Source organism: Microbacterium sp. I2, assembly GCF_051364985.1.
GTDB lineage: Bacteria > Actinomycetota > Actinomycetes > Actinomycetales > Microbacteriaceae > Microbacterium.
The window spans coordinates 209,874-232,514 of the sequence record NZ_JBLWIH010000001.1 but is presented as its reverse complement, the minus strand read 5'-3'; the positions used below and the strand labels follow the sequence as shown (position 1 = coordinate 232,514).

Annotated in this window: 21 protein-coding genes; 9 read left to right on the top strand and 12 right to left on the bottom strand. The window is 70.7% G+C overall.

Annotation, left to right across the window (positions count from 1 at the left end; all coding sequences use genetic code 11):
* Positions 1–13: 13 nt before the first annotated feature.
* Together ACLKM7_RS01095 and ACLKM7_RS01090 are read left to right on the top strand one after the other, a co-directional pair.
* Complete coding sequence (locus tag ACLKM7_RS01095) at positions 14–1,279, top strand: glutamyl-tRNA reductase (protein ID WP_436445166.1); 1,266 nt, start codon at positions 14–16, stop codon at positions 1,277–1,279.
* A gap of 117 nt (positions 1,280–1,396) precedes the next feature.
* Positions 1,397–1,723 carry an antibiotic biosynthesis monooxygenase family protein gene (locus ACLKM7_RS01090; RefSeq protein ID WP_436445165.1) on the top strand — a complete coding sequence of 109 codons (327 nt, stop codon included), beginning with the start codon at positions 1,397–1,399 and terminating at the stop codon, positions 1,721–1,723.
* A gap of 10 nt (positions 1,724–1,733) precedes the next feature.
* Here the strand turns inward: ACLKM7_RS01090 and ACLKM7_RS01085 are convergent, their stop codons facing one another.
* On the bottom strand, positions 1,734–2,495 hold the full coding sequence (locus ACLKM7_RS01085; protein WP_436445164.1) for a ZIP family metal transporter: 762 nt from the start codon (positions 2,493–2,495) through the stop codon (positions 1,734–1,736).
* A gap of 102 nt (positions 2,496–2,597) precedes the next feature.
* A complete protein-coding gene (locus ACLKM7_RS01080) occupies positions 2,598–3,683 on the bottom strand; it encodes a Glu/Leu/Phe/Val dehydrogenase dimerization domain-containing protein (protein WP_436445163.1) in 1,086 nt (361 codons plus the stop codon).
* A 192-nt stretch (positions 3,684–3,875) separates the two neighbouring features.
* Between ACLKM7_RS01080 and ACLKM7_RS01075 the strand changes: the two genes are divergently transcribed.
* Positions 3,876–4,679 carry a methyltransferase domain-containing protein gene (locus ACLKM7_RS01075; RefSeq protein WP_436445162.1) on the top strand — a complete coding sequence of 268 codons (804 nt, stop codon included), beginning with the start codon at positions 3,876–3,878 and terminating at the stop codon, positions 4,677–4,679.
* Positions 4,680–4,688: 9 nt separating this feature from the next.
* A complete protein-coding gene (locus ACLKM7_RS01070; RefSeq protein ID WP_436445161.1) occupies positions 4,689–5,180 on the top strand; it encodes a YbaK/EbsC family protein in 492 nt (163 codons plus the stop codon).
* A 17-nt stretch (positions 5,181–5,197) separates the two neighbouring features.
* Here the strand turns inward: ACLKM7_RS01070 and ACLKM7_RS01065 are convergent, their stop codons facing one another.
* The 4 genes from ACLKM7_RS01065 to ACLKM7_RS01050 all read right to left on the bottom strand — a co-directional run bounded on the left by ACLKM7_RS01065 (position 5,198) and on the right by ACLKM7_RS01050 (position 10,425).
* Positions 5,198–7,138 carry a glycogen debranching N-terminal domain-containing protein gene (locus ACLKM7_RS01065; protein ID WP_436445160.1) on the bottom strand — a complete coding sequence of 647 codons (1,941 nt, stop codon included), beginning with the start codon at positions 7,136–7,138 and terminating at the stop codon, positions 5,198–5,200.
* The gene (locus ACLKM7_RS01060) at positions 7,135–7,974 is read right to left on the bottom strand and encodes a carbohydrate ABC transporter permease (protein ID WP_436445754.1); all 840 of its coding nucleotides are present in this window, start codon (positions 7,972–7,974) and stop codon (positions 7,135–7,137) included. Before ACLKM7_RS01060 ends, ACLKM7_RS01065 begins: the two co-directional genes overlap by 4 nt.
* Positions 7,975–8,042: 68 nt before the next feature.
* On the bottom strand, positions 8,043–9,164 hold the full coding sequence (locus tag ACLKM7_RS01055) for a carbohydrate ABC transporter permease (protein WP_436445159.1): 1,122 nt from the start codon (positions 9,162–9,164) through the stop codon (positions 8,043–8,045).
* Positions 9,165–9,168: 4 nt separating this feature from the next.
* Positions 9,169–10,425, bottom strand: coding sequence for a sugar ABC transporter substrate-binding protein (locus ACLKM7_RS01050; RefSeq protein ID WP_436445158.1), 1,257 nt, complete (start codon positions 10,423–10,425; stop codon positions 9,169–9,171).
* A 168-nt stretch (positions 10,426–10,593) separates the two neighbouring features.
* Here ACLKM7_RS01050 and ACLKM7_RS01045 point away from each other — a divergent pair, with 168 nt between their 5' ends.
* On the top strand, positions 10,594–11,616 hold the full coding sequence (locus ACLKM7_RS01045; protein ID WP_436445156.1) for a LacI family DNA-binding transcriptional regulator: 1,023 nt from the start codon (positions 10,594–10,596) through the stop codon (positions 11,614–11,616).
* A gap of 72 nt (positions 11,617–11,688) precedes the next feature.
* Here the strand turns inward: ACLKM7_RS01045 and ACLKM7_RS01040 are convergent, their stop codons facing one another.
* From ACLKM7_RS01040 to ACLKM7_RS01030, 3 genes are all read right to left on the bottom strand, one after another.
* A complete protein-coding gene (locus ACLKM7_RS01040; RefSeq protein WP_436445155.1) occupies positions 11,689–12,951 on the bottom strand; it encodes an MFS transporter in 1,263 nt (420 codons plus the stop codon).
* Positions 12,948–13,532 (bottom strand): winged helix-turn-helix domain-containing protein, encoded by a 585-nt coding sequence (locus ACLKM7_RS01035; RefSeq protein ID WP_436445154.1) that lies wholly within the window; start codon positions 13,530–13,532, stop codon positions 12,948–12,950. The genes ACLKM7_RS01040 and ACLKM7_RS01035 overlap by 4 nt, the downstream gene beginning before the upstream one ends.
* A 62-nt stretch (positions 13,533–13,594) precedes the next feature.
* The gene (locus tag ACLKM7_RS01030; protein ID WP_436445153.1) at positions 13,595–14,395 is read right to left on the bottom strand and encodes an IclR family transcriptional regulator; all 801 of its coding nucleotides are present in this window, start codon (positions 14,393–14,395) and stop codon (positions 13,595–13,597) included.
* Between the two features lie 61 nt (positions 14,396–14,456).
* Between ACLKM7_RS01030 and hutH the strand changes: the two genes are divergently transcribed.
* On the top strand, positions 14,457–16,082 hold the full coding sequence (gene hutH, locus ACLKM7_RS01025; RefSeq protein WP_436445152.1) for a histidine ammonia-lyase: 1,626 nt from the start codon (positions 14,457–14,459) through the stop codon (positions 16,080–16,082).
* A gap of 67 nt (positions 16,083–16,149) precedes the next feature.
* A complete protein-coding gene (locus ACLKM7_RS01020; RefSeq protein WP_436445151.1) occupies positions 16,150–16,734 on the top strand; it encodes a TetR/AcrR family transcriptional regulator in 585 nt (194 codons plus the stop codon).
* On the opposite strand, the gene ACLKM7_RS01015 is transcribed toward ACLKM7_RS01020, so the two are convergent.
* The 3 genes from ACLKM7_RS01015 to ACLKM7_RS01005 all read right to left on the bottom strand — a co-directional run bounded on the left by ACLKM7_RS01015 (position 16,731) and on the right by ACLKM7_RS01005 (position 19,447).
* Positions 16,731–18,122 (bottom strand): MFS transporter, encoded by a 1,392-nt coding sequence (locus tag ACLKM7_RS01015; protein ID WP_436445150.1) that lies wholly within the window; start codon positions 18,120–18,122, stop codon positions 16,731–16,733. The two genes, ACLKM7_RS01020 and ACLKM7_RS01015, sit on opposite strands and share 4 nt — an antisense overlap.
* A gap of 78 nt (positions 18,123–18,200) precedes the next feature.
* Complete coding sequence (locus ACLKM7_RS01010) at positions 18,201–18,701, bottom strand: N-acetyltransferase family protein (protein WP_436445149.1); 501 nt, start codon at positions 18,699–18,701, stop codon at positions 18,201–18,203.
* 92 nt (positions 18,702–18,793) lie between these two features.
* The gene (locus ACLKM7_RS01005; protein ID WP_436445148.1) at positions 18,794–19,447 is read right to left on the bottom strand and encodes an HD domain-containing protein; all 654 of its coding nucleotides are present in this window, start codon (positions 19,445–19,447) and stop codon (positions 18,794–18,796) included.
* Between the two features lie 122 nt (positions 19,448–19,569).
* Here ACLKM7_RS01005 and hutU point away from each other — a divergent pair, with 122 nt between their 5' ends.
* Positions 19,570–21,270: a urocanate hydratase gene (gene hutU, locus ACLKM7_RS01000; protein ID WP_436445147.1), complete on the top strand. Its 1,701-nt coding sequence runs from the start codon at positions 19,570–19,572 to the stop codon at positions 21,268–21,270.
* A 92-nt stretch (positions 21,271–21,362) separates the two neighbouring features.
* Positions 21,363–22,628, top strand: a complete 1,266-nt coding sequence (gene hutI / locus ACLKM7_RS00995) for an imidazolonepropionase (RefSeq protein ID WP_436445145.1) — start codon at positions 21,363–21,365, stop codon at positions 22,626–22,628.
* Positions 22,629–22,641: the final 13 nt, after the last annotated feature.

Here is a 22,641-nt window from a genome sequence, read left to right as displayed (position 1 = left end):
TTAAGATGGGGGCGTGCTCCTCTGTCTGACCGCGAACCACCGGAACGCGAGCCTCGACATCCTGGAGCGTCTCTCCGTGGGCGCACCGTCGGCCACCCGCGCCCTCGTGCACGACGAGATCTTCGTCTCCGGCGCCGTCGTCCTAGCCACCTGCAACCGGTTCGAGGCATACCTCGACATCGACGAGCCGCTCACCGGCGGCGAGGCCGTCGCGGTCGAATCCGTCGTCGACGCGCTGGCCGGGGCATCCGGAATTCCCGTCGACCACCTGCGGTCTTCCGTCGCCGTGCACCAGGGAGCGGATGCCGCAGCCCACCTCTTCGCGGTGACGAGCGGGCTGGAGTCGATGGTCGTCGGCGAGGACGAGATCTCGGGCCAGGTGCGCCGTGCACTCGACGCCGCGCGGGCCGACGGCCTGACCAGCGGCGAGCTCGAGCGCCTGTTCCAGCGGGCGACGCACACCAGCCGTGGCGTGCGCAATCGCACGCGGCTGCGCGGCGCGCATCGTTCGCTCGTCCGCCTCGCCCTCGAACTGGCATCCAGCCGCGTCGCCGACTGGGCTGCCGCACGCGTGGTCGTCGTGGGCACCGGGCGGTACGCCGCGCGCACCGTCGACGCGCTGCGCGCCCGCGGTGCCGGCGACATCCACGTCTTCTCGCCGTCGGGTCGCGCCGAGGCGTTCGCCGTCAAGCACTCGCTCGTGCCCGTCACGGACTTCCGCGCGGCGGCGGCCGAGGCCGACGTCGTGATCACCTGCACGGCCGACGCCGTGGTGCACGCCGAGGCGTTCACACCGGGACACCGCGTGCTGGTCATCGACCTGGGGTTGCCGCGCAACGTCGCCCCCGACGTGGGCGGTGTGACCGGGGTAGAGCTGCTCGACCTCGAGACCATCCGGCTGCACGCGCCGCTCGCCGAGTTCAGCGCGCACGCCGACGCGCGGGCGATCGTGGGGGATGCCGCGACCGAGTTCCACGCGGACCGACTCGCCGGGCCCGCCATCACTGCGCTGCGCAGCGACGTTCTCGCGCTCGTCGAGGACGAGATCGCCCGGGCCCGCGCCCGCGGCGCCGGTGACGAGACCGAGGCCGCGCTGCGGCACTTGGCCGGCGTGCTGCTGCACCGCCCGTCCGTGAGAATCCGGGAGCTCGCAGTCGAGGGGCGGATCGCTGAGGCGCGCGCAGCGCTCGAGTTGCTGCACGGGCTCGCAATCAACGTCGAATCGGCCGCCGGTGGCGCCGCCGCTCTCGACGACGACCCCTGGTCGGCGACCGCGTAGTCCGCGGGCGACGCCGCGGACGAGTCGCCGTCCCCGGGGCGTGATCGGGCGACTCGGGCGATCGTGGCGGTCGATGGCCCCGGCATCCCGGACTCTCGACGATGTCAGGATGTGATCATGTCGATCGCGCAGACGCCCGAACCGCCCTACACCGCCGTCATCTTCACGTCACTTCGCACGGACGGGGAGAACGGCTACGGCGTGATGTCGCAGCGGATGGTCGATCTCGCCGCGCAGCAGCCCGGCTTCCTCGGCGTCGAGTCTGCGCGCGAGGGGCTGGGGATCACGGTCTCGTACTGGGCGGATGACTCCTCGGCCGCAGCGTGGAAGCAAGTGACCGAGCACCTCATCGCCCAGGAACGCGGTCGCGCTGTCTGGTACGAGGATTACCAGGTCCGCGTCGCGACCGTCAGTCGCTCGTACGGACCCGACGGCCCGCTCTAGGCGGCATCCGTCAGCCGGCGAGCTCGTGCAACAGGAACGCGCCGAGGAACCCGAACGTCGCCCACAGGCCGGTGAGCGCGTGCTGCTCGTCGAACGCCTCGGGGATCATCGTGTTGCAGACCATCGCGAGCAGACCGCCGGCCGCGATCGTGGTGATGAGCGCGATGAGGTTGGCGGGCGCGGCCTGCAACGCCACGAAGCCCAGCACGGCGGCGACGACCGTCACCAGCGCGATCCCCGTCCACAGCAGCGCGACCGACCTGCCGCCCGAGCCGCTCCGCTTGAGCGCGGCCGTCGAACCGAGCCCTTCGGGAAAGTTGCTGATCGCGATGGCCGCCACGATCGGGATGCTGATGCCGCCTTGGAGCACTGAGAGTCCCATCACGATCGACTCGGGGATGCCGTCGATGAGGGCGCCGATCGCGATCGCCACGCCGGTGCCGCCTGCGAGCTTGGCGCCGGCGCGGCGGGCGACGATGTTCGCCGGCGGATCGGCAGGCCGCTGCGTCGGACGCGACACGAGCCAGTCCGCGACGATGTAGAGCACCGCGCCCGCGAGGAACCCGACCGTCGTCGGCACCAGGCCGCCGTCCGCGGCGGCCTCCTCGACGAGCTCGAACGCCAGAGTCGAGATGAGCACCCCGGCACCCAGCGCCATGATGCCCGCCACCAGGCGCTGCGGGATGTCGACGAACCATGCGACGGCGGCCCCGACCAGCAGCGTGCCCCCGCCGATCAACCCGCTCAGCGCTGCGAGCCAGATGCCGTCCATGGCGCCAACCTAGTGGTCGGCCGGGATCGTGCGGTCCAGGTTCGGCAGGTTTGCGGCATCCGTACCCTGCTGAACCTGGACCGCACCCCGCGTGAGGTCGGGTCAGGCGACTCCGTGCACCAGTGCCGACTGGCGGTTGCCGGCCGCGAGCCGCTCGGCGGCCAGACCCTCGGCGGCTTCGAGCGGAGTCACGCCGCGCGACGCCGCCTCGTCGAAGACGCGGCGCACGGTGTCGCCGATGTGCGCGACCCGCTCCATGATCTCGCTGCGCGTGCCGAGCTTCTTCGCCTCGAGGTCGAGGTAGATCACGCCCCCGGCGTTCACGACGAAATCGGGGGCGTACAGGATGCCGCGCTGGGCCAGCCGCTCGGCACCGGCGCGCTCGGCGAGGGGGTTGTTCGCGGGGCCGCACACGGCCTTCGCGTCGAGTGCGTCGATGACGTCGTCGGTCAGCAGGCCGCCGATCCCCGCGGGGACGAACACGTCCGCCGGCACGAGGTGCTCTTCGCCCGGCGTCGCCCATTCGGCCCCGAGCTCGCGCGCGAGGTCTCGTTTGGCGGGGTTGACGTCGGTCACGGTGAGCGTGGCCCCCTCGGCGGACAGGCGGACGGCCAGTCGGCTGCCGACCTGGCCGAGCCCCGAGATCGTGACGCGACGCCCGGCCACATCGGACGAGCCGGTGACGCGCTCGAGGGTCGCACGCAGCGACTCGTAGACGCCGAGGCTGGTCGGTCCGGCGGGCTCGCCGGAGCCGCCGACCGTGTCGGGCAGGCCGACGACGTGCTCGGTGCGCTCACTGACGACGAGCATGTCGTCCGTGGTCGAGCCGACGTCTTCGGCGGTGCGGTACAGGCCGTGGAGAGATTCGACCGCGTCGCCCAGGTCGAGGAACGCCGCGCGGCGGCGCTCGGCGTCGAGCATCGTCCCCTCGGGCAGGGCGATCACGGACTTGCCGCCGCCCGCATCGAGTCCAGCTGCCGCATTCTTGAGCGTCATCGCGGCCGAGAGGCGCAGTGCGTCGCCGAGCGCGTCGCTCCAGTGCGGGTAGGTCCACAGGCGCGCACCGCCGAGTGCGGAGCCGAGCACGGACGAATGCAGCGCGACGGCGATGAACAGGCCGCTGCGTCGTCCGATGATCACCTCCACGCGTTCGTGGGTGAAGTCGGGCAGGGGCAGGGTGTGCATCATCGCGGGTCTTCCTTCGGCGGGCCTCGTGGGCAGTGCGCTGCGGACGCCGCGGCTTTGCGGCATCCGTCTCCATTGCACACCGTCGCGACGAATTGTTCAACCGTCACCGCGACGATTACGCACATTGCGTCACGATCCGACGCTCTGGCCGTGCGGAATCGTCAGAGTGCGAATGCTCGGTAGCATCGACGGATGCCCGACGCCTACACCCACGGCCACCACGAGAGCGTCCTGCGCTCGCACCGGTGGCGCACTGCCGAGAACTCCGCCGCGTACCTGCTGTCGCACCTGAAGCCCGGGATGTCGATCCTCGACGTGGGCAGCGGTCCGGGCACGATCACCGCGGATCTCGCGGCTCGGGTCGCGCCCGGCCGCGTGGTGGGAACGGATGCCTCGGCCGACGTCGTCGCGCAGGCCGCGGCCGACCACCAGGCGGCGGGCCTCTCGTTCGAGGTGGGCGACGCCTATGCCCTGCCGTACGCGGCGGGGGAGTTCGATGTCGTGCACGCGCACCAGGTGCTGCAGCACGTGGAGCGGCCCGTCGACATGCTCCGCGAAATCGGCCGGGTCGCCGGACCCGATGGGGTGGTCGCGGCGCGCGACGTGGACTACCTCGGCGTGATCTGGTACCCGCTGATCCCCGCGCTGGACGAGTGGCTCGAGTTGTACGTCGCGACGCACCGCAGCGTCGCCGGCGACCCCAACGCCGGGCGCCGGCTGAAGGCGTGGGCGCGGGAAGCGGGCTTCGCCGATGTCCGCGCCACCGCGTCGACGTGGCTCTTCGAGGACGAGGCCGACCGGGCCTGGTGGGGCGGCATGTGGGCCGACCGTGTGTGGCAGTCGGCCTTCGCGGACGCCGCGCGCGCGACGGGCGCCGACGACGCGCTGCTGCAGCGCATCTCGGACGGCTGGCGCGAATGGGCGGCATCCGAGGACGGATGGCTGCTGATGCCGCACGGCGAGATCCTCGCGCGCGGTCTGACCGCTCACTCGTAGGGTGGAGCCGTGACCGAAACGCCTGCCCCCGTCGACCTCCCCACCCGCAGCCGGCTCGTCCACGACGCCCTGCGTGCCTCCGGCATCGCCGGCGACATCGTGGTGCTTCCGGATGCCGCGGCCACCGCTGCGCTCGCTGCGGCGGCGCTCGGGGTCGAGGTCGGCGCCATCGCGAACAGCCTCGTCTTCTGGAGCGACGGCGAGCCGCTGCTGGTGATGACCAGCGGCGCGCACCGCGTCGACACCGCAGCGCTGGCGGAGCGTCTCGGCCGCACGAAGATCACGCGTGCGACGCCGGAGCAGGTGCGGGATGCCACCGGTCAGGCCATCGGCGGCGTCGCCCCGACGGGGCATCCGGCTCCCCTCACGACCATCGTGGACGAGGACCTCGCGCGCTACGCCGAGATCTGGGCGGCCGGCGGCACGCCGCACACAGTGTTCCCGCTGACCTATGACGAACTCGTGCGCCTCACCGGCGGGACGGTCGCGAAGGTCGACTGAGGCGCGGCGCGGCCGCGCTACTCAGCGCTCCGGCTCAGGATCTCGCGGCACGTGATGGCGGCTGCGGCAGACCAGGCCTGTGGCCGGCACGCCGCCGGGTAGGGGATCGGCGTCGGCGTCGCCGAGGCGGAGTCGCCGGCATGGAGCTCGGGGACGCGGTAGTCGAAACCTTCGGCGGCGGCGAGCAGTCCTTCGACCACCGCCCGCGCCGGCGCGAGCAGACCGGCGCGCGCCATGCCGTGCGCGCAGATCGCGGTGTCGTGGGTCCAGACACTGCCACCGTGGTACGACAGCGGCCAGTACCCGTCAGCCTGCGTCGACATGGTGCGGATACCGAACCCGCTCGACATCGTGGTGCCGGCAAGGAGAGCAGCCACGTGCGCCTCTTCGTCCGGGTCGAGCAGGCCGGTTCCGAGCAGGTGCCCTATGTTGCTGGTCAGGGTGTCGACCGGACGCTTGTGCCGATCGAGGGCGATCGCGGGGTAGCGCCCTTCGGGCGTCTCGACCCAGAACGACTCCGCGAACCGGGCTCGGAGATCCGCCGCCCAGGTGCGCAGCGCGCCGGGATCGGGAGCGGCGATCGCCCGGGCGTCCGCAGCGAACGCCTCGAGGAGGTCGGCACCGGCGCGCACCGCCTCGTACGCGTAGGCCTGCACCTCGCACAGCGCGATCGGTCCCTCGGCGAGCGACCCGTCGCGCCACTGGATCGAGTCGCCCGAGTCCTTCCAGCCCTGATTGGCCAGACCTCGGCCCGTGCGATCCACGTAGTCGAGGAACCCGTCACCGTCGCTGTCGCCGTGCTCGAGGATCCAGTCCAGCGCACGACCCAGCGCCGGCAGCAGCTCACGCACCTCGGCCTCGGGCATACCGGCTCGCCATGCGTCGGCGAGCAGACACACCCACAGCGGGGTCGCGTCCACGCTGCCGTAATACCGAGGAGGCAACGAGATCCCCTCACCCGGCAGCTCGAGACTCGTCGCCCGCAGTTCGTGGAGGACCTTTCCGGGCTCCTGCGCCGTGTCGACATCGTCGGCGGTGCCCTGCAGCCTCGCGAGAACGCGGAGAGTGGATGCCGCCATCCGCACATCGAGCGGCAGCGCGAGCCGAGCGGCCCACAGCGAGTCCCGGCCGAACAGCGTGAAGAACCACGGGGCGCCGGCGGCGAAGAACTCGTCGTCAGGCCTGTCGGGCAGCGCGAGCCGCAGTGCGTCCAGGTCGTCGAGCGCGACCTCGAGCCAGCTGCCCAGCCGAGGGTCGGACGTGCGTGCCGCCGCGGCGACAGCGGTCGCGTCCCATGAGGCCCGCGACCTGGGAGCGCGCACGACCAGGGCGTCGTCGTGAAGGTCGATCTGCCAGCTCACCGTCACGGACCCCCGTGCGGGAACAGTGAGGTCCCACTCCGCGATGAGGGCGCCCGCCTCGTCGCGAACCGTCGAGCCCGGCGCTCGGAGCACGAACCGCTGGTCCCCGGCGGACGCCGTGGCCGCGCGGACCCTCACCTCCAGAAGGGCGGCACGAGGTTGCGCGCCGCCGGACTTCACCTCGTGCAGCCATGCGAAATCCGGTTCCAGGCGCAGCGTGAGCGCGGTGCGGATGGATTCGCCGAGATGCGAGCTCACCGTCACGGATTCGACGACGCGCCCCGGCGCGACGCGACGATCGCGCGCCAGACGCACCTTGGGATCCGGCCACGCGTCGTCCAGGCCGCGGAGCAGACCTTCGAAGACCACGCGGTCGGCGCCGTGCGCCGCGGTCGCTATCCACTCGATCGCAGACCCGTCGCACGTCAGCCGCTGCGCCCGCACGTGCCGCACGTCGCCGTGGTAGATGCCGTCGATCGACGCCGCGCCGATCTCTCCGTCGCGAGCCGACCACACTTGCGTCGGCGCGCGGAAGGCGATCACCGCGTCGCTCAGCAACGGCTGCAGTGACGGTGTGCTCGACGTGGGGGAGTTCATTCCTTGACGGCTCCTTCGCTGGCGTTCAAGATGCGCCGCTGGAAGATGAAGAACATCACGGCGACCGGGATCGTCATGATGAGCGCGGCGGCGAGCTTCAGGGGGTACTGCGTCCCCTGACTCAGCTGGCCGGAGGCGAGCGACGCCACGCCCTTGGTCAGCGTGGTCAGCGCGGGCGACTGCGTCGACACGATGAAGTGCGACAGCTCGTTCCACGATCCCTGGAACGACAGGATCACGATCGTGATCAGCGCCGGACGCGCCATGGGAAGCACGACCGACCAGAACACCCGGAAGGTCCCCGCTCCGTCGATGCGCGCCTGCTCCTCGACGGAGACGGGGATCGATTCGAAGAAGTTCTTCATGATGAACACCCCCGCCGCATCGACGAGCAGCGGCAGGATCATGCCGGCATACGTGTCGTAGATTCCCAGCTGGTTGATGACGAGGAACTTCGGGATGAGCAGCACGACCGTCGGCACCGCCATGACCGCGACCACGGCGGCGAAGACGACGCCGCGGCCCCGGAAGTGCAGCCGAGCGAGCGCGTAGCCGGCGAGCGAGCAGAAGAACACGCGACCGAGCGTCACGAAGACGGTGACGATCGCGGAGTTGGCGAACCACACCGGAAAATCGCTGCGCAGGAAGAGCTGCTCGTACGCCGCGGTCGACCAGGTCTGCGGAATCAGCGAGACGGGGTTGACCGCAGCCTCGGCATCCGTCTTGAACGAGGTCGAGACCTGCACCAGGAACGGATAGATGTAGACGATGGCCAGTGCGATCAGCAGCGCATAGAGAGCGATCTGCCACCCGACGCTCGCGCGGAACCGGCGCAGTGGCCGCGCCGCAGGCGCCGGCTGACGCTGGCGGATGAGCACATCCGTCTCGGTCACGGTCGTGCCGGTCACCGCGGATCACCTCCTTGAGCGGGTGCCGGGCGCCTTGGCTGATACTGGCGCGCTCGCCGCTTGGATACGGGACGCTCGCGCAGCACCCATCGCTGAAGGATGGTGAACAACACGATGATGCCGAAGAGGATGAACGCGATCGCCGCTCCCTGTCCCCAGTCCTGATCGAGGAAGGCCGCCGAGTAGGAGAGGTAGGCGGGCGTGAGCGTCGTCTTGCCCGGTCCGCCCTGCGTGCCGGTGTAGATCTGGTCGAACACCTGCCAGCAGCCGATCAGGCCGAGCGTGAGCACAGTGAACAGGGTCGGCCGCAGCTGCGGCAGCGTCACGCGCCAGAACCGCTTCCAGGCGTTCGCGCCGTCCATCATCGCAGCCTCCTGGATGTCGCCGCCGATGTTCTGCAGCGCGGCGATGAAGAGGAGCATGAACGTGCCGCTCGTGGTGAAGACGGCCATGAAGATGAACGCGGTCATGGCGACGGAGGGCCCCGCGAGCCAGTTCCACCACGACAGGCCGAGGAAGTCGTTCTCCGTCAGGAAAGCGGGGCCGGATGTCACGCCGACCGCGCCGAGGGCGTTGTGGAGGATGCCGCTCGGGTCCTGGAACCAGTTGGGCCCATTGATGCCGACCCACGACAGGATCTCGTTGACGACGCCGGAGGCTGAGAAGAGGAACAGCCACAGCACGGTGATCGCGACGGATGCGGTCACCGAAGGGAAGTAGAACGCGGTGCGGAAGATCCCTCGCCCGCGCAGGATCGCCCGGTTCACGAGAACAGCGAGAAAGAGCGACAGCGCGGTCTGAAGGGGTACGACCAGTACCACGTACCACGCGTTGTTGCGCAGTGCGGTGCCGAAGTCCCGTGTGGGCAGTCCGCCGTCGACCGTGATGGCCGCGTAGTTCTCGAGCCCGACGAACCCGACGTTGCCCGACAGCGGGCTGCCGCGCCCGGACCAATCGGAGAAGCTCACCCACAGCGCCATCAGGACCGGGACGAGGAGGAACACTCCCAGGATGACGATCACCGGGGTGGTGAACAGCCATCCGGCGAGCGCCTCCCCGCCCCGGATGCCCGAGCGGGGCCTCCGGGCGCGGGAAGGCGCCGATACGGCCGAGGCCATGGGATCAGCCCACGACCGCTTCGACGTTGCTCTGGACGGTGTCGAGGATCTGCTGCGGATCGCCCGTCTTCAGACCTTCGAGTGAGGCGTTGAAGTCCGTGATCACGGCCGCGATGCCGTCGTTCGTCGGAACGCCCTGCGCGTAGTCCGCGCCGGCGAGGAACGGCGCGAGCTCGGGATTGTCGCTCGTCCACTGCTCGGCGGCGGACTCGACGGACGGCATGGGGCCGAACGCCTCCGAGAACGCGAGCTGCTGCTCGGCACTCGTCAGGTATTCGATGAGCTCGAGCGCACCCTGCTGATTCGGGCTGTCCGCCGCCATGCCCCAGCAGTTTGTGAATTGCATCGTGCCCTGACCGGCCGGCCCCTCGGGCAGTTCGGCGACGACGTACTCCACATCCGGGAAGTCGTTCGTCATGGCGCCGGTGATCCAGTTGCCCTCGATGGTCATGGCGGACAACTGCTTGCCGAACGCCTCGCCACCCCAGCCGGCGTCGAGGTCGGAGGAGTATGCGAAGCTCCCGGCGTTCATCTGCTCCTGCACGTAGGTGAGGGCCTCGACGTTCTCGGGGCTGTTCGCGACTGCCTGTGTGCCGTCGTCGCTGACGAGCTGCCCGCCCGCCTGCGCCATGAACGCGCCGATGCGCTGGTACTCCGGTCCGAATGCCAGCCCGGTGACGCCGCCTGTGGTGAGCGTCGCGGCGACCTCGGCCAGCTGGTCCCAGGTCGTCGGGATGTCGGCATCGGTCAGGCCCGCGGCATCCCACAGTCCCTTGTTGATGATGAGCTGCAAGGTCGAGAAGTCCTTCGGTGCGCAGTAGAACTCGTCCTCGAAGGTGAAGTTCTCCACGAGCGACGGATAGAAGTCGTCCTTGTTCTCGAGCAGGTCGCCGTAGGGGAGGATCGAGCCGTTGCCGGCATAGCCGGCGAGCGCCTCGGTGGCGAGATAGAACACGTCGGGCGGAGACCCGGCAGCGAACCCCTGCGACAGCTGCTGGGGCAGGTCATTGGCGACCTGCACCTCGGCGTCGATGCCGGACTCTTCGGACCAGGCGGCCACCGCCTCTTCGACGGCCGCCGTCTCGGCCTCGCCGGAGGAGCCGATGAGGACCGACAGCGCGTCGTCGCTGGAGGTCAGCTCGCCATCGCCGCCGCCGGCCGTGTCGTCGGTGAAGCCGGAGCCGCAGGCGGTCAGCGCGAGTGCTCCGGTGAGCAGGAGGGCGCCCGTGCCGAGGAGGGCGCGCGTGGTGTGCCGTGTCATGAGTCTCTCTCCTTCGATGAGTCGTGACGGATCGATCGCTGGAATTGGAACGATCAAAATCTGTTGCCACCCTCACGTTAGGAAGGTGATCGGCGCGCTGTCAAGGGCCGTGGGCGGGTCATAGGATAACGATTTGAACGATCTCATTCCCGGCGCGAAAGGTCGAACATGGCGAAGCCGCCCACCGTCGAAGACGTCGCACGCGCCGCCGGCGTCTCGCGCCAGACCGTGTCGAATGTGCTCAACACGCCCGAGATCGTGCGCGAAGCGACCCGCGAGCGGGTGCAGGGCGCGATCGCCGAGCTCGGCTATCGCCCTCACGCGGCGGCCCGAAGGTTGCGCACTCGACGCAGCTCGACGATCGGCATCCATCTCGATCCCTACGCGGGCGGGATCTCGGGAGTCGTCCTGGACCGCTTCGTGCACGCCCTCACCGAGCGTGCCGGTGACCGCGGGATGCGCATCCAGCTCTACGCGGCGCGCACGCCCATCGACGAGATCGACCGGATGCGAGAGCTCACCGAGAGCGGCGAAGTCGACGCCGTCGTCATCACCGGAACCTTCCACGGCGATCCGCGCACGCGCTGGCTGGCGGACAACGCCGTTCCGTTCGTCTCGTTCGGCCGGCCGTGGGGAGAGGACGACGTCGCCTCACCCGCGCACCTCTGGGTGGACGTTGACGGCGCCGCCGGCACGCGCGCTGCCACCGAGCATCTGCTGGCCCACGCGGGGGAGCGCATCGCCTTTCTCGGCTGGCCCGCCGGATCCGGGACCGGTGATGATCGCGAACGCGGCTGGCGAGAGACGATGGCGGCGGCCGGAGCGAGTACCCTGCGTTTCACCTCCGAAGAGAGCGTCGGCCGCGCCCGCGGCGTCGTGGCGACGGCCCTCGCAGAGGATTGGGAGGACCGTGCCCCCATCGACGGGATCGTGTGCGTGAGCGACTCGCTCGCGATCGGTGCGCATCTCGCGGCGGCGTCGGCCGGCAGACCCGACCTTCCGGTGATCGGCTTCGACAACACGCCCGCCATCGAGGCGATCGGGCTGTCCAGCGTCGAACAGCTCCCCGAGCGCGTGGCGTCCGGCGTGCTCGAGCTGCTGATGGGACCGACCGGCAGCGTCGTCGCACCACGGATCACGGCATCCGGAGAAGCCCACGTCCTCGTCGAACCTCGGCTGGTCCTGCGGTAGCGACCGCGGTTTCGACGGGAGCCGCCCGAGGCGCTGCGCGCCCGCGCCCGAACTGCTCTCCTCGCCACCGGATCAAGCGCGGCGACCGCGGGTGGCCGCCCCCGCCGGCCCCGCGGGCGTGCGGTCCCGATCCGCTCGCGGGAGCCATCGCAAGGCGATCACACCGCTCAGCAGATAGAGGCAGCCCTGTGCCTGCAGCAGCGGCATCAGCCCCACCGGACCGTCGGAGAGAGCGCCGAGCAGGATTCCGCCGGCCTGGCCGACCGCAGCGACCAGCCCCACCGCCGCGAAGACCGCCCCCCGGTGGTGCGGTTCGGAGTGTTCCTGGAGCACGCTCATGAGCCCTGCGAGCATGACCACTCCAGGGGCGCCCACGGCCGCGAACAGAAGCACGTACGGCCACAGGTCGGTCGTGATCGGCGGCAGGTTCCATGTCGCGAGGGAGAGCGCGCCGAACACGAGCAGGCTGGCCCCCGCGAGTACTCGCGGCGACGCACCTCGGGCAAGGAAGCCGAGGACGATCCCGGCGACGATCGCACCGCTGGCCTGGATGCCTCGCAGCAGGCCGACGTCAGCATCCGATCCGCGCAGCGGGCCCAGGGCGAACAGGACGAACAGCACGACGAACATGCCCTGTGCGACGCTGGATACGAAGATGACGGCGTACGCACCGCTCAGCCGGCGCATCCGCAGCGCCGCGCTCAGTCCGATCGACCGCCGGGCCTCGGTGTCCGTTCCGGGGATCCCGCGCGCCGCGGCGGTGGAGGTCGCCGGTAGCGTCGAGATCAGCGCGGCGGAGATGAGGTAGGTCACGGCGTCGGCCGCGACGATGAGACGTAGATCGCCCACGATCAGGAGGAGTCCCCCGATCGGTCCGCCGATGAGGCGACCGAGATTCTGGTTCAGCCCGATCAGCGCGTTCGCCGAGACCAGGCGGTCGTTCGCGACCAGGTCCGGCAGCAGACTGTTCTTCGCAGGTTCGAACAGCGTGCTCAGGGAGGCGTGCACCACGATCACCCCGTAGGCGATCGGCAGCTCGGTCGCACCATGCACCGTGAGGAGCGGCAGAAGGGCGAGCGCCTGCCCGACATTGACGGTGACCATGATCCACCGCCTGTCGAAGCGGCTGGTGAGCCGGGCGGCGAGCGGAGCGAGGAGAACCGCCGGGGCCAGCTCCAGCAGGAACGCGATCGACGCGCCCAGCGCCGAGCCGCTCAGCTGGAACACGACGAGGGGCAGCGCGATGAACAGCAGCCAGTCGCCGGTGTCGGAGATGAGTCCGGCCGCCCACAGCCGCCGAAAGGCCGGGATCGCGAACGCGGAGGGCGAGCTCACGTCGGATCGTCGCGGAAGGCGGGCCGCGGGAACGCGACGACGGAGAGATGGGCGATGTCGGCATCGTCCGGGTCATCGTCGCGCGTCGCGGCGATGTAGGGGCGGACGATGGCGTCGATGCGCTCGACGATGGACCGCAGCTCGGCCGGACTGACGCGCAGCCCATAGCGCGCGTGCGCGTCGACATCGCGCCACGCGCCCTCGATCCGATCGCGATGCCGAACGTGTTCGCGAGCGAGCTGGTGGTCCAGCTGCAGGGATGCTTCGAGCATCGCAGTCCCGCTCGCCACCACGGACGGGTCGTCCGACTCGAGATCCAGATGCAGACCGGTCACCGTCGCCTGCCATGGCCGTTCGCGGCCGTCGGGGGACTCGACGGGTTCGACGAGCCCGTGTCGCGCGAGCACACGCAGGTGGTAGCTGCAGTTCGAGGGGTTGTCGTCGACCGCTCTCGCGCACTCGGACGCGGTTGCCGCGCCGTGGGACATCAGATAACTGAGCAGGTCGAGGCGGACGGGGTGGGCGAGCGCGTCGAGGGCGGCCGGATCGGTGATGGTGCGCTTCAGCTCTCGCGGCGACATGATCGTCCAATCTGAAAGGGGATTTCAGATTAGGTCGTGACCTGACTTCCTGCAAGGGTCTTTCAGAGTTTCGGATCCACCTTCCGCGGTCCCCCCATACGCCGCCCGAGCTCCCGTGCCATGGCTCCGATCACTCCGGCGAACTCGACAGGATCGCGGTCGCCCTCGGTCGGATAGGTGACGGCGATCGCCGCCACCGGCCAGCCGACGTGGTCGAGCACGGCGACACCGACAGAGGCGAGCCCCAGCGTCACCTCGCCATCCTCGGTGGCGTATCCGCGGGCACGCACCTCGCGCAGCACCTCGCGGAGCTCGCGGGGTCGCCGCGGGCCCTGTCCGGTGCGATCCGAGAACGACGCCGCATCCGGGTAGAGCGCCCGCACCTGCTCGGCCGGCAGGGCGGCGAGCATCGCCCTTCCGGTGGCGGTCAGATGCGCGGGCAGGCGAACTCCGACGTCGGTCACGAGCGCCGGCCGCCGTGCCGCCCGCTCCTCGACGATGTAGAGCACGTCGCGGCCGTGCATCACGGCGAGGTGCGCGCTCTCGTGCGTGCGGTCGACGAGCTCGGCGAGCACGGGACCGCCGAGCCGCGCCAGGGGCTCCTGACGGGCGTAGCCGCTGGCGAGCTCGAACGCCGCGATGCCGAGGCCCCAGCGCCGGTCCTCCGGGAGGTGGACGACGAACTGATGCTCCTGTAGTGCGGCCAGCAGGTGGTAGACGCTCGAGCGTGGGATGCCGAGAGCCGTGGCGACCGTGCGCGCCGGCACCGGCCCGCGCTGGCGGGCGAGGAATGACAGGATGCGCAGCGTCTGATCCGCCGCGGGCACCTGGGGGCGACCGGCGGTCGCGAATCCGTCTGGCATGACAGACACAGGATGCCACGGCCCACTGTCCTGCGGAAGTCATGCGGTGTGGAATCGAGGCATGAGCATTGCCCACGAGACCCGCGAGAGTACCGTCGTCACGATCGGCGAGACACCGCTGCGTCCCGAAGACGTCGTCGCCGTCGCGCGCCACGGCGCTCGCGTCGAGGTCGCCCCGGAGTCGCTCTCCCGCGTCGCCACGACACGCGCGCTGGTCGAGGGGCTCGCCGACGACCCCGAGCCGCACTACGGCATCTCGACAGGATTCGGCGCGCTGGCCACGACCTTCATCGCCCCCGACCGGCGTATGCAGCTGCAGGCCAGCCTGATCCGCTCGCACGCCGCCGGCGTCGGCCCCGAGGTCGAGCGCGAGGTCGTGCGGGCGCTGATGCTGCTGCGGCTGCAGACGCTGGCGACCGGTCATACCGGAGTGCGTCCGGTCGTCGTCCAGACGTACGCGGCGATGCTCAACGCGGGGATCACGCCGATCGTGCGCGAATACGGCTCCCTGGGATGCTCGGGCGACCTCGCCCCGCTGTCGCACGTCGCGCTCGCCGCGATGGGCGAGGGTGAGGTCCGCACAGCGGAGGGCGACCTCGTGCCTGCCGCGGAGGCCCTCGCCGCGGCTGGGCCCACGCGCCCGGAGGCTCCGGGCGACGCGCCAGCGGCGCCTGGAGGGGGCGTGGGGACCGTCCCCCCTCTCGTCCTGCGGGAGAAGGAGGGGCTCGCCCTCATCAACGGCACGGACGGCATGCTCGGGATGCTGCTGCTCGCGATCGACGACCTGTCGATGCTGCTCGATACGGCTGATGTCGCGGCCGGGATGTCGGTCGAGGCGCAGCTCGGCACCGACGCGGTGTTCGCCGCCGATCTGCAGGCGCTGCGTCCCCAGCTCGGGCAGGCGGCGTCGGCGGCGAACCTGCGCGCCGTGCTCGCCGATTCGCCCATCGTCGCATCGCATCGCGACCCGTCCGTCTGCACGCGCGTGCAGGACGCCTATTCACTGCGGTGCTCGCCGCAGGTGCATGGCGCGGCGCGTGACACCGTCGAGCACGCGCGTCTGATCGCGTCGCGGGAGCTCGCCGCCGCCGTCGACAATCCCGTGATCACCGACGACGGCCGCGTGCAGTCCAACGGCAACTTCCACGGCGCGCCCGTGGCATACGTGCTGGACTTCCTCGCGATCGCTGTGGCCGATGTCGCCTCGATCTCGGAGCGCCGCACCGACCGCGCACTGGATCCCGCCCGCAGCAACGGACTGCCGCCGTTCCTCGCACACGAAGTGGGTGTGGACTCCGGGCTGATGATCGCGCAGTACGCGGCGGCCGGGATCGTCTCGGAGCTCAAGCGGCTCGCGGTGCCCGCATCCGTCGACTCCATCCCGTCGTCTGCGATGCAGGAGGATCACGTCTCGATGGGCTGGGCAGCGGCGCGCAAGCTGCGCCGCGCGCTCGACGGACTCACGCGCGTGCTCGCCATCGAGGTGCTGACCGCCGCCCGCGCGCTCGATCTGCGAGCGCCGCTGCAGCCCGGGCCTGCGACGGCTGCCGTGCGCGGTCTGGTGCGCGCGGCCGGCGTCGATGGGCCTGGGACCGACCGATTCCTCTCACCCGAGATGGAGGCCGTCGCCGCGCTCGTGGCAAGCGGTGCGGTGGCGAATGCCGGTCTTGCGCACGCTCGCGCGTGAGCCCGAATTCCTGGCCGCCGCAGACCGAGCCGCTAAGCTGAACAGAGTTGTACGGGAAGGAGCGGCGATGGCTGCGGTGACCGCACAGGCGAAGCGTGCCGATGCCCGGCGCAACATCGAGTCCATCATCGACGCGGCCACCGCGCTGCTGGCAGTGAATCCCGATGCGAGCGTGCAGGACATCGCGAAGGCTGCGGGCGTCGGGAGGGTGACCCTCTACGGGCACTTCGACTCGCGCACGGCCCTGATCACGGAGGTCGCCACGCGGGCGATCGCGCAGACCGAGGAGTCGCTGCGGGATCTGGACCTGAGCGGCGATCCGCGCGAGGCGATGGCCAAGCTGCTCGAGGCGACCTGGCTGCTCACGCATCGCTTCGGCGCGATCGTCGTCGCCGCGGGCCAGGCGCTGCCGCCGGACGAGCTGCGGCGCGCGCACGAGGGGCCGGCGAAGCGCGTGCGAGCGCTCCTCAGGCGCGGCAGGCAGGAGCGGGAGTTCCGGGCTGACATGCCGGTGGAGTGGCAGATCACCACGATCCAGGCCGTGCTGCACGCCGCGTCCGGTGCTGTGCACCGCGGCGAGATCACGGCCGCCGACGCCCCTCGACTCGTCACCGAGACGGTGCTCGCGGCACTCGCAGCGCCTGCGAGTTAACTCGTCCGGGCCGGCGAGCGACCCGGCACCACCAGTACCGCGACGACGGCAGCGACCGCGGCCACCACGACGCCGAACCACAGTGCGAGGTTGTACGCGGTGAGGGCGCTGCCGACGAGCGCGGCCGCGGCGACGCTCGACACCGCCGAGACGCCGGTCGCGGCGCCGAACTCGTGCATCGTGCTGAGCGCGCCCGACCCGACGCCCGCCTCATGCGGTGCGACAGCGGTGAACATGCTCGTCGAGGCGGCGACGAACACCATGCCGATCCCGAATGCCGCGACGCTCATCGCGATGACGAGGACCGTCATGCTGGCGATCGCCGCGGCCGCGGCCAGCCCGATGGTCGTGATGACGAGGCCCGTGACGGCGATCGTGCGCAGACCGAACCGGGGGAGCGTCCGGCCGCCGACCTGCGCGCCGGCGATCGTGCCGACGGCGACGGGGAGGAACACCAGGCCGGTGTCGAGGGCTGAGAATCCGTGCACACGCTGGAAGATGAACGAGCCCAGGAAGAAGACGGCGATCATCAGCGCCGTCGCGACGAAGATGAGTCCGAGCCCGGCGACGACCGGGCGGCGTGTGAGCATGCTGAGGTCGATCAGCGGTGCGCGAGCCACGCGCTGTCGCCACGCGAAGAGGGAGTACCCGATCGCGCCGGCGAGGATGGGCAGCAGCACGACAGGGCTGAGCCAGCCGCTCTCTCCGGCTGCCACGAGTCCGTAGATCACGGCCGCGGTCGAGAGCGTCACGAGCCCGGCGCCGAGCCAATCGAGCGCGCCACCCGCTCCCGACAGCTTCGGCACGGTGCGCTGGAGTGCGACGAAGAGGAGGACTCCTATGGGGACGTTGACCCAGAACACCCAGGACCAGCCGGGGCCTGATGTCAACAGTCCGCCGAGCAGGACGCCGAGTGCCGCGCCGGCGCCGCCCAGCGCGGACCACACGCCGAGCGCTTTCGCCAGCTCGGCGCCCGCGAAGGTGCGCGCGATGACCGAGAGCGCCGCGGGCGACATCGCCGCTGCCCCCAGGCCCTGCAGCCCGCGACCGACGAGAAGTGTGACCGGATCGGACGCGAATCCCGTCAGCAGCGACGCGATCGTGAACACGGCGAGCCCGATGAGGACGACCCTGCGGCTTCCGAACACGTCGGCCGCCTTGCCGCCGAGCAGCATCAGGCCGCCGAAGACGAGGGCGTAGATGCTGACGACCCAGGTCAGGGCGCTGCGGGAGAGTTCGAGGTCTGAGCCGATCTGCGGCAACGCCAGCGCGACCACGGTGACGTCGATGATCAGCATGAGCTGGGCGATCCCGAGGAAGGCCAGCATCTGCCAGCGACGACGGTACTGCTCGGTCGCCACGGGCGTTTCACGAGGAGAGGTCGACATCGTTTCACCCTTCGAATAAGTCGAACGACTATGTACGGGATGAAGATAACATGAACACGAGTGTTCAACAAGCGGGATTCAGACGCCCGATGACGCCGGGCGCCAGCTGAACATCTCCTTCGTCGTCATGGCGGCGCCGAGGCGCAGGTAGAACCGGTGCGCGGCCTCGTTGTCGGCGCGTGCACCCCACACGATGGCAAGTCGCTCGGGTGCGGCGAGATCCGCGACCGCCTGCATCAGCGCGCGGCCCACGCCCTTGTCGCGCGCCTCGGGCCGGACCCAGAGGTCGTCCAGGGCGATGAGGTCCGACGCGGACCAGAGGTGGAACCGTCGAAGCGTCGAGACGTAGCCGGCGGGCCGCTCGCCGTCGAAGGCGAGCAGCACGCACACATCGTCGCGCGTCAGCATAGACCCCCAGTCGGCGGCAGTCGCCTGGACGTGATCGCCCTGGTGCGCGGCGATCTCGCGTACGAGTATGTCGACGAGCGCGGCATCCGCTTCGGTCGCCCGTCGAATCCGGATGCCGGTCGGCGGCGTGGCGGGCAGCCCCGTGCCCATGCGGCCAGAGGTGTCACTCATGGATTTCGCTCCTTCCGCGCCCCGCACGGTTTGCGAACAGCAGTGTACGAGTTAGGGCGCGGGCGTCACGTTAGCAAGCCGAACACATATGTTCAAGATTCCAGCAGCGGCGGCAGCGTCGCGGCGACCCGCAACCACGGGATCGACGCATCCGGTCGAGCAGCGGCTCCGCGCGCGTCGCCGTCGCAGCGCACCACGACAGCCCAGTCCTCGAGCGACGTGCCGGCGGCACGCAGACGGTCGCGCAGCCGCTTCACCGCCTTCGGACTCGGCCGGCCGGCCACCGATACGTGCGCCATGTGGGTCGCGATGATGGCGGATGCTGCGCGCACGAGCGGGACGGGCAGCCCGAGCCTGCGCCCCAGAGCGACGGCGATCTCGGCACCTCGTTCGGCGTGGCCGTACGACGTGATGCGGCCGTTGCGTCGCTGGGTCGTCTCGGGCTTACCGATGTCGTGCCACAGCGCCGCGAGCACGAGCAGCTCGCGCGCGTCTTGCGGCGGGGGCGGCATCGTCTCGTCGGCATGCTGCGCGGCAAGATCGGCTGCCCACAGGGAGTGCACGAGCACGTCGCCCTCGGGATGCCACATCGGATCCTGCGGTGTGCGGGCGAGCGCGGCGAGCTCGGGGATCTCTTCGATCAGGCCGTCGTCGCGCAGCCGCTGCGAGGGGACGCCGGTTCCACGGAGGATCGCGCGTAGCTGCTCTCCGCGTTCGCGGTCGGTGCGAGCCGATGCGGCGGTCATGCCTGCCATTGGACCAGTCCCTGTCGGGCCCAGGCAATGCCAGGGGCGTATGTCTGGTATCTCAGACGCCGCGGCGGCGAATGCCGTTGCCGCGGCGCGGCCGGGCGTGTGGAATCGACCTCATGACCGACACCATCCCGACCCGGAGCGCGTCGCTCGGTGCTTCGCGAACCGTTCGCGCGCCACGCGGCGGCGAGCGCACGGCGAAGAGCTGGGGCGCCGAGGCTGCCAAGCGCATGCTCATGAACAACCTCGACCCGGAGGTCGCCGAGCACCCGGAGGACCTCGTCGTGTACGGCGGCACCGGCAAGGCCGCGCGCAGCTGGGAGGCGTACGACGCGATCGTCCGCACCCTTGACGAGCTCGAGCCCGACGAGACGCTCCTGGTGCAGTCGGGCAAGCCTGTCGGCGTCTTCCGTACGCACGAGTGGGCGCCGCGCGTGCTCATCGCGAACTCGAACCTCGTGGGGGACTGGGCGACCTGGCCCGAGTTCCGCCGGCTCGAGCACCTGGGCCTCACGATGTACGGGCAGATGACCGCGGGCTCGTGGATCTACATCGGCACGCAGGGCATCCTGCAGGGCACGTACGAGACGTTCGCCGCGGTCGCCCGCTCCCTCGGCCGCGACGGCCTGGCCGGCACCCTGACACTCACCGGCGGCTGCGGCGGCATGGGCGGGGCGCAGCCGCTCGCGGTGACGCTCAACGGCGGGGCCGTCCTCATCGTCGATGTCGACGAGTCCCGCCTCCAGCGCCGGGTCGAGCACGGCTACCTCGACGAGTACACCACCGACCTCGACGACGCCGTCGCCCGGGTCGTGGCGGCCAAGAACGCCGGCGAAGCGCTGTCGGTGGGTGTCGTGGGCAACGCGGCTGAGGTCTTCGGCGACGTCCTGCTCCGCCATCGCGCGGGCGAGGTCGCGGTCGACATCGTCACCGACCAGACGAGCGCCCACGACCCGCTGGCCTATCTGCCCGCGGGCATCGCGTTCGAGGACTGGAAGGCCGAGGCATCCCGCGATCCCGAGGCCTTCACGGCTCGCGCGCGCGGAAGCATGGCCAAGCACGTGGCGGCGATGGTGGGGTTCATGGATGCCGGAGCCGAGGTCTTCGACTACGGCAACTCGCTGCGCGCCGAGGCGCAGCTCGGCGGGTTCGAGCGGGCCTTCGCCTTCCCGGGCTTCGTGCCGGCGTACATCCGCCCGCAGTTCGCCGAAGGTCGCGGCCCGTTCCGCTGGGTGGCGCTGTCGGGCGATCCCGAAGACATCCGCAAGACGGACCGCGCCATGATGGAGCTGTTCCCCGGCAACGCCGGACTGGTGCGCTGGCTCGAGAAGGCCGGTGACGCCGTGCACTTCGAGGGACTGCCCGCGCGCATCTGCTGGCTCGGCTACAAGGAGCGCCACCTCGCCGGCCTGAAGTTCAACGAGATGGTGGCCTCGGGTGAACTCACCGGCCCCATCGTGATCGGCCGCGATCACCTCGACGCCGGCTCGGTCGCCTCGCCGTACCGCGAGACCGAGGCCATGGCCGACGGGTCTGACGCGATCGCCGACTGGCCGTTGCTGAACGCGTTGCTCAACACGGCATCGGGAGCGGCATGGGTCTCGATCCATCATGGGGGCGGCGTCGGCATCGGCCGCAGCATCCATGCCGGACAGGTCACGGTGGCCGACGGCACTGCCCTGGCGGCGGAGAAGCTCGAGCGCGTGCTCACCAACGATCCGGGCACCGGGGTCATGCGGCACGTCGACGCGGGCTACGATCGCGCGAAGGAGGTCGCCCGCGAGCGCGGCCTGAACGTGCCGATGCTCGGTGCGTAGCGACGGCGATCTCGTCTCGCGACTCCGCGTGTGCAAGGTTTCGACGCCGGAACCGTGACAGCGGTGAAGTCTCGCGAGGGAAGAGGGATGCTGTGGGCGCGACCTTGATCACGAACATCGGCGAGCTGACGACCAACGTCGGCCGCAACGGTGATCCCTGCGGCACGCTCCGGGACGCCGCCGTGCTGATCGAGGGCACGCGTATCGCGTGGGTCGGGGCCGCGTCCGACGCCGCTTCGCGCATCTCCGACCGCGACGTGGCGTCGACGCGCCACGGTGCCGGAGAGCAGCTGCGGTCTCAGCGTCCGAACGACATCACGCGCCATCGCGACGGCGGAGGCGGGGTCGAGGTCGTCGATGCGGGCGGGCGGGCGGTGATCCCGGGGTTCGTCGACAGCCACACGCATCTCGTCTTCGGCGGAGACCGTGCCGACGAGTTCGAGGCGCGCATGACGGGCACGCCGTATGCCGCCGGTGGCATACGGCGCACCGTGGCGGCGACGCGCGAGGCGAGCGACGAGGAATTGCGGGCGAGGCTCGCCGGATTCGTCGACGAGCTGCACGTGCAGGGAACGACGACGTTCGAGATCAAGACCGGTTACGGGCTCACGGTGGCCGACGAAGCACGCCTCGCCCGGCTCGCGGCGGAGGTCACGACCGAGGTCACGTTCCTCGGGGCGCACGTCGTGCCGGCCGAGTACGCCGATCGCCGCGAGGAGTACGTCGAGCTCGTCTGCGGCGAGATGCTCCGTGCCTGCACGGCGCACAGTCGCTGGATCGACGTGTTCTGCGAGCGTGGTGCGTTCACTCCGGCCGAGAGCGAGCGCATCCTCGTGGCGGGCATCGCCCACGGACTCGCGCCTCGTGTGCACGGCAACCAGCTCGGGCCGGGCGAGGGCGTGCGCCTCGCGGTGGCGCTGGAGGCGGCATCCGTCGACCACTGCACCTACCTGAGCGACGCGGACGTCGCGGCCCTCGCGGGTTCGCGGACCGTGGCGACCTTGCTGCCCGGCGTCGAGTTCTCGACCCGCCAGCGCTACCCCGAAGCTCGCCGCCTGATCGATGCGGGCGTGACGGTCGCGCTGGCCAGCGACTGCAACCCGGGGTCGAGCTTCACCAGTTCGATGCCGCTCATGGTCGCGCTCGCCGTCCGCGAGATGGGCATGACGCCGGCCGAGGCCGTGTGGGCGGCGACCGCCGGCGGTGCGCGGGCGCTGCGCCGCGACGACGTCGGCGGGATCGCTCCGGGCATGCGAGCGGACCTCGTGCTGCTCGACGCCCCCACGCGCGTGCACCTGGCCTACCGACCCGGCGTGCCGCTGGTGCGGACGGTGTGGGTCGGCGGGGAGCGGCTCTGAGAGCGGCGAGACC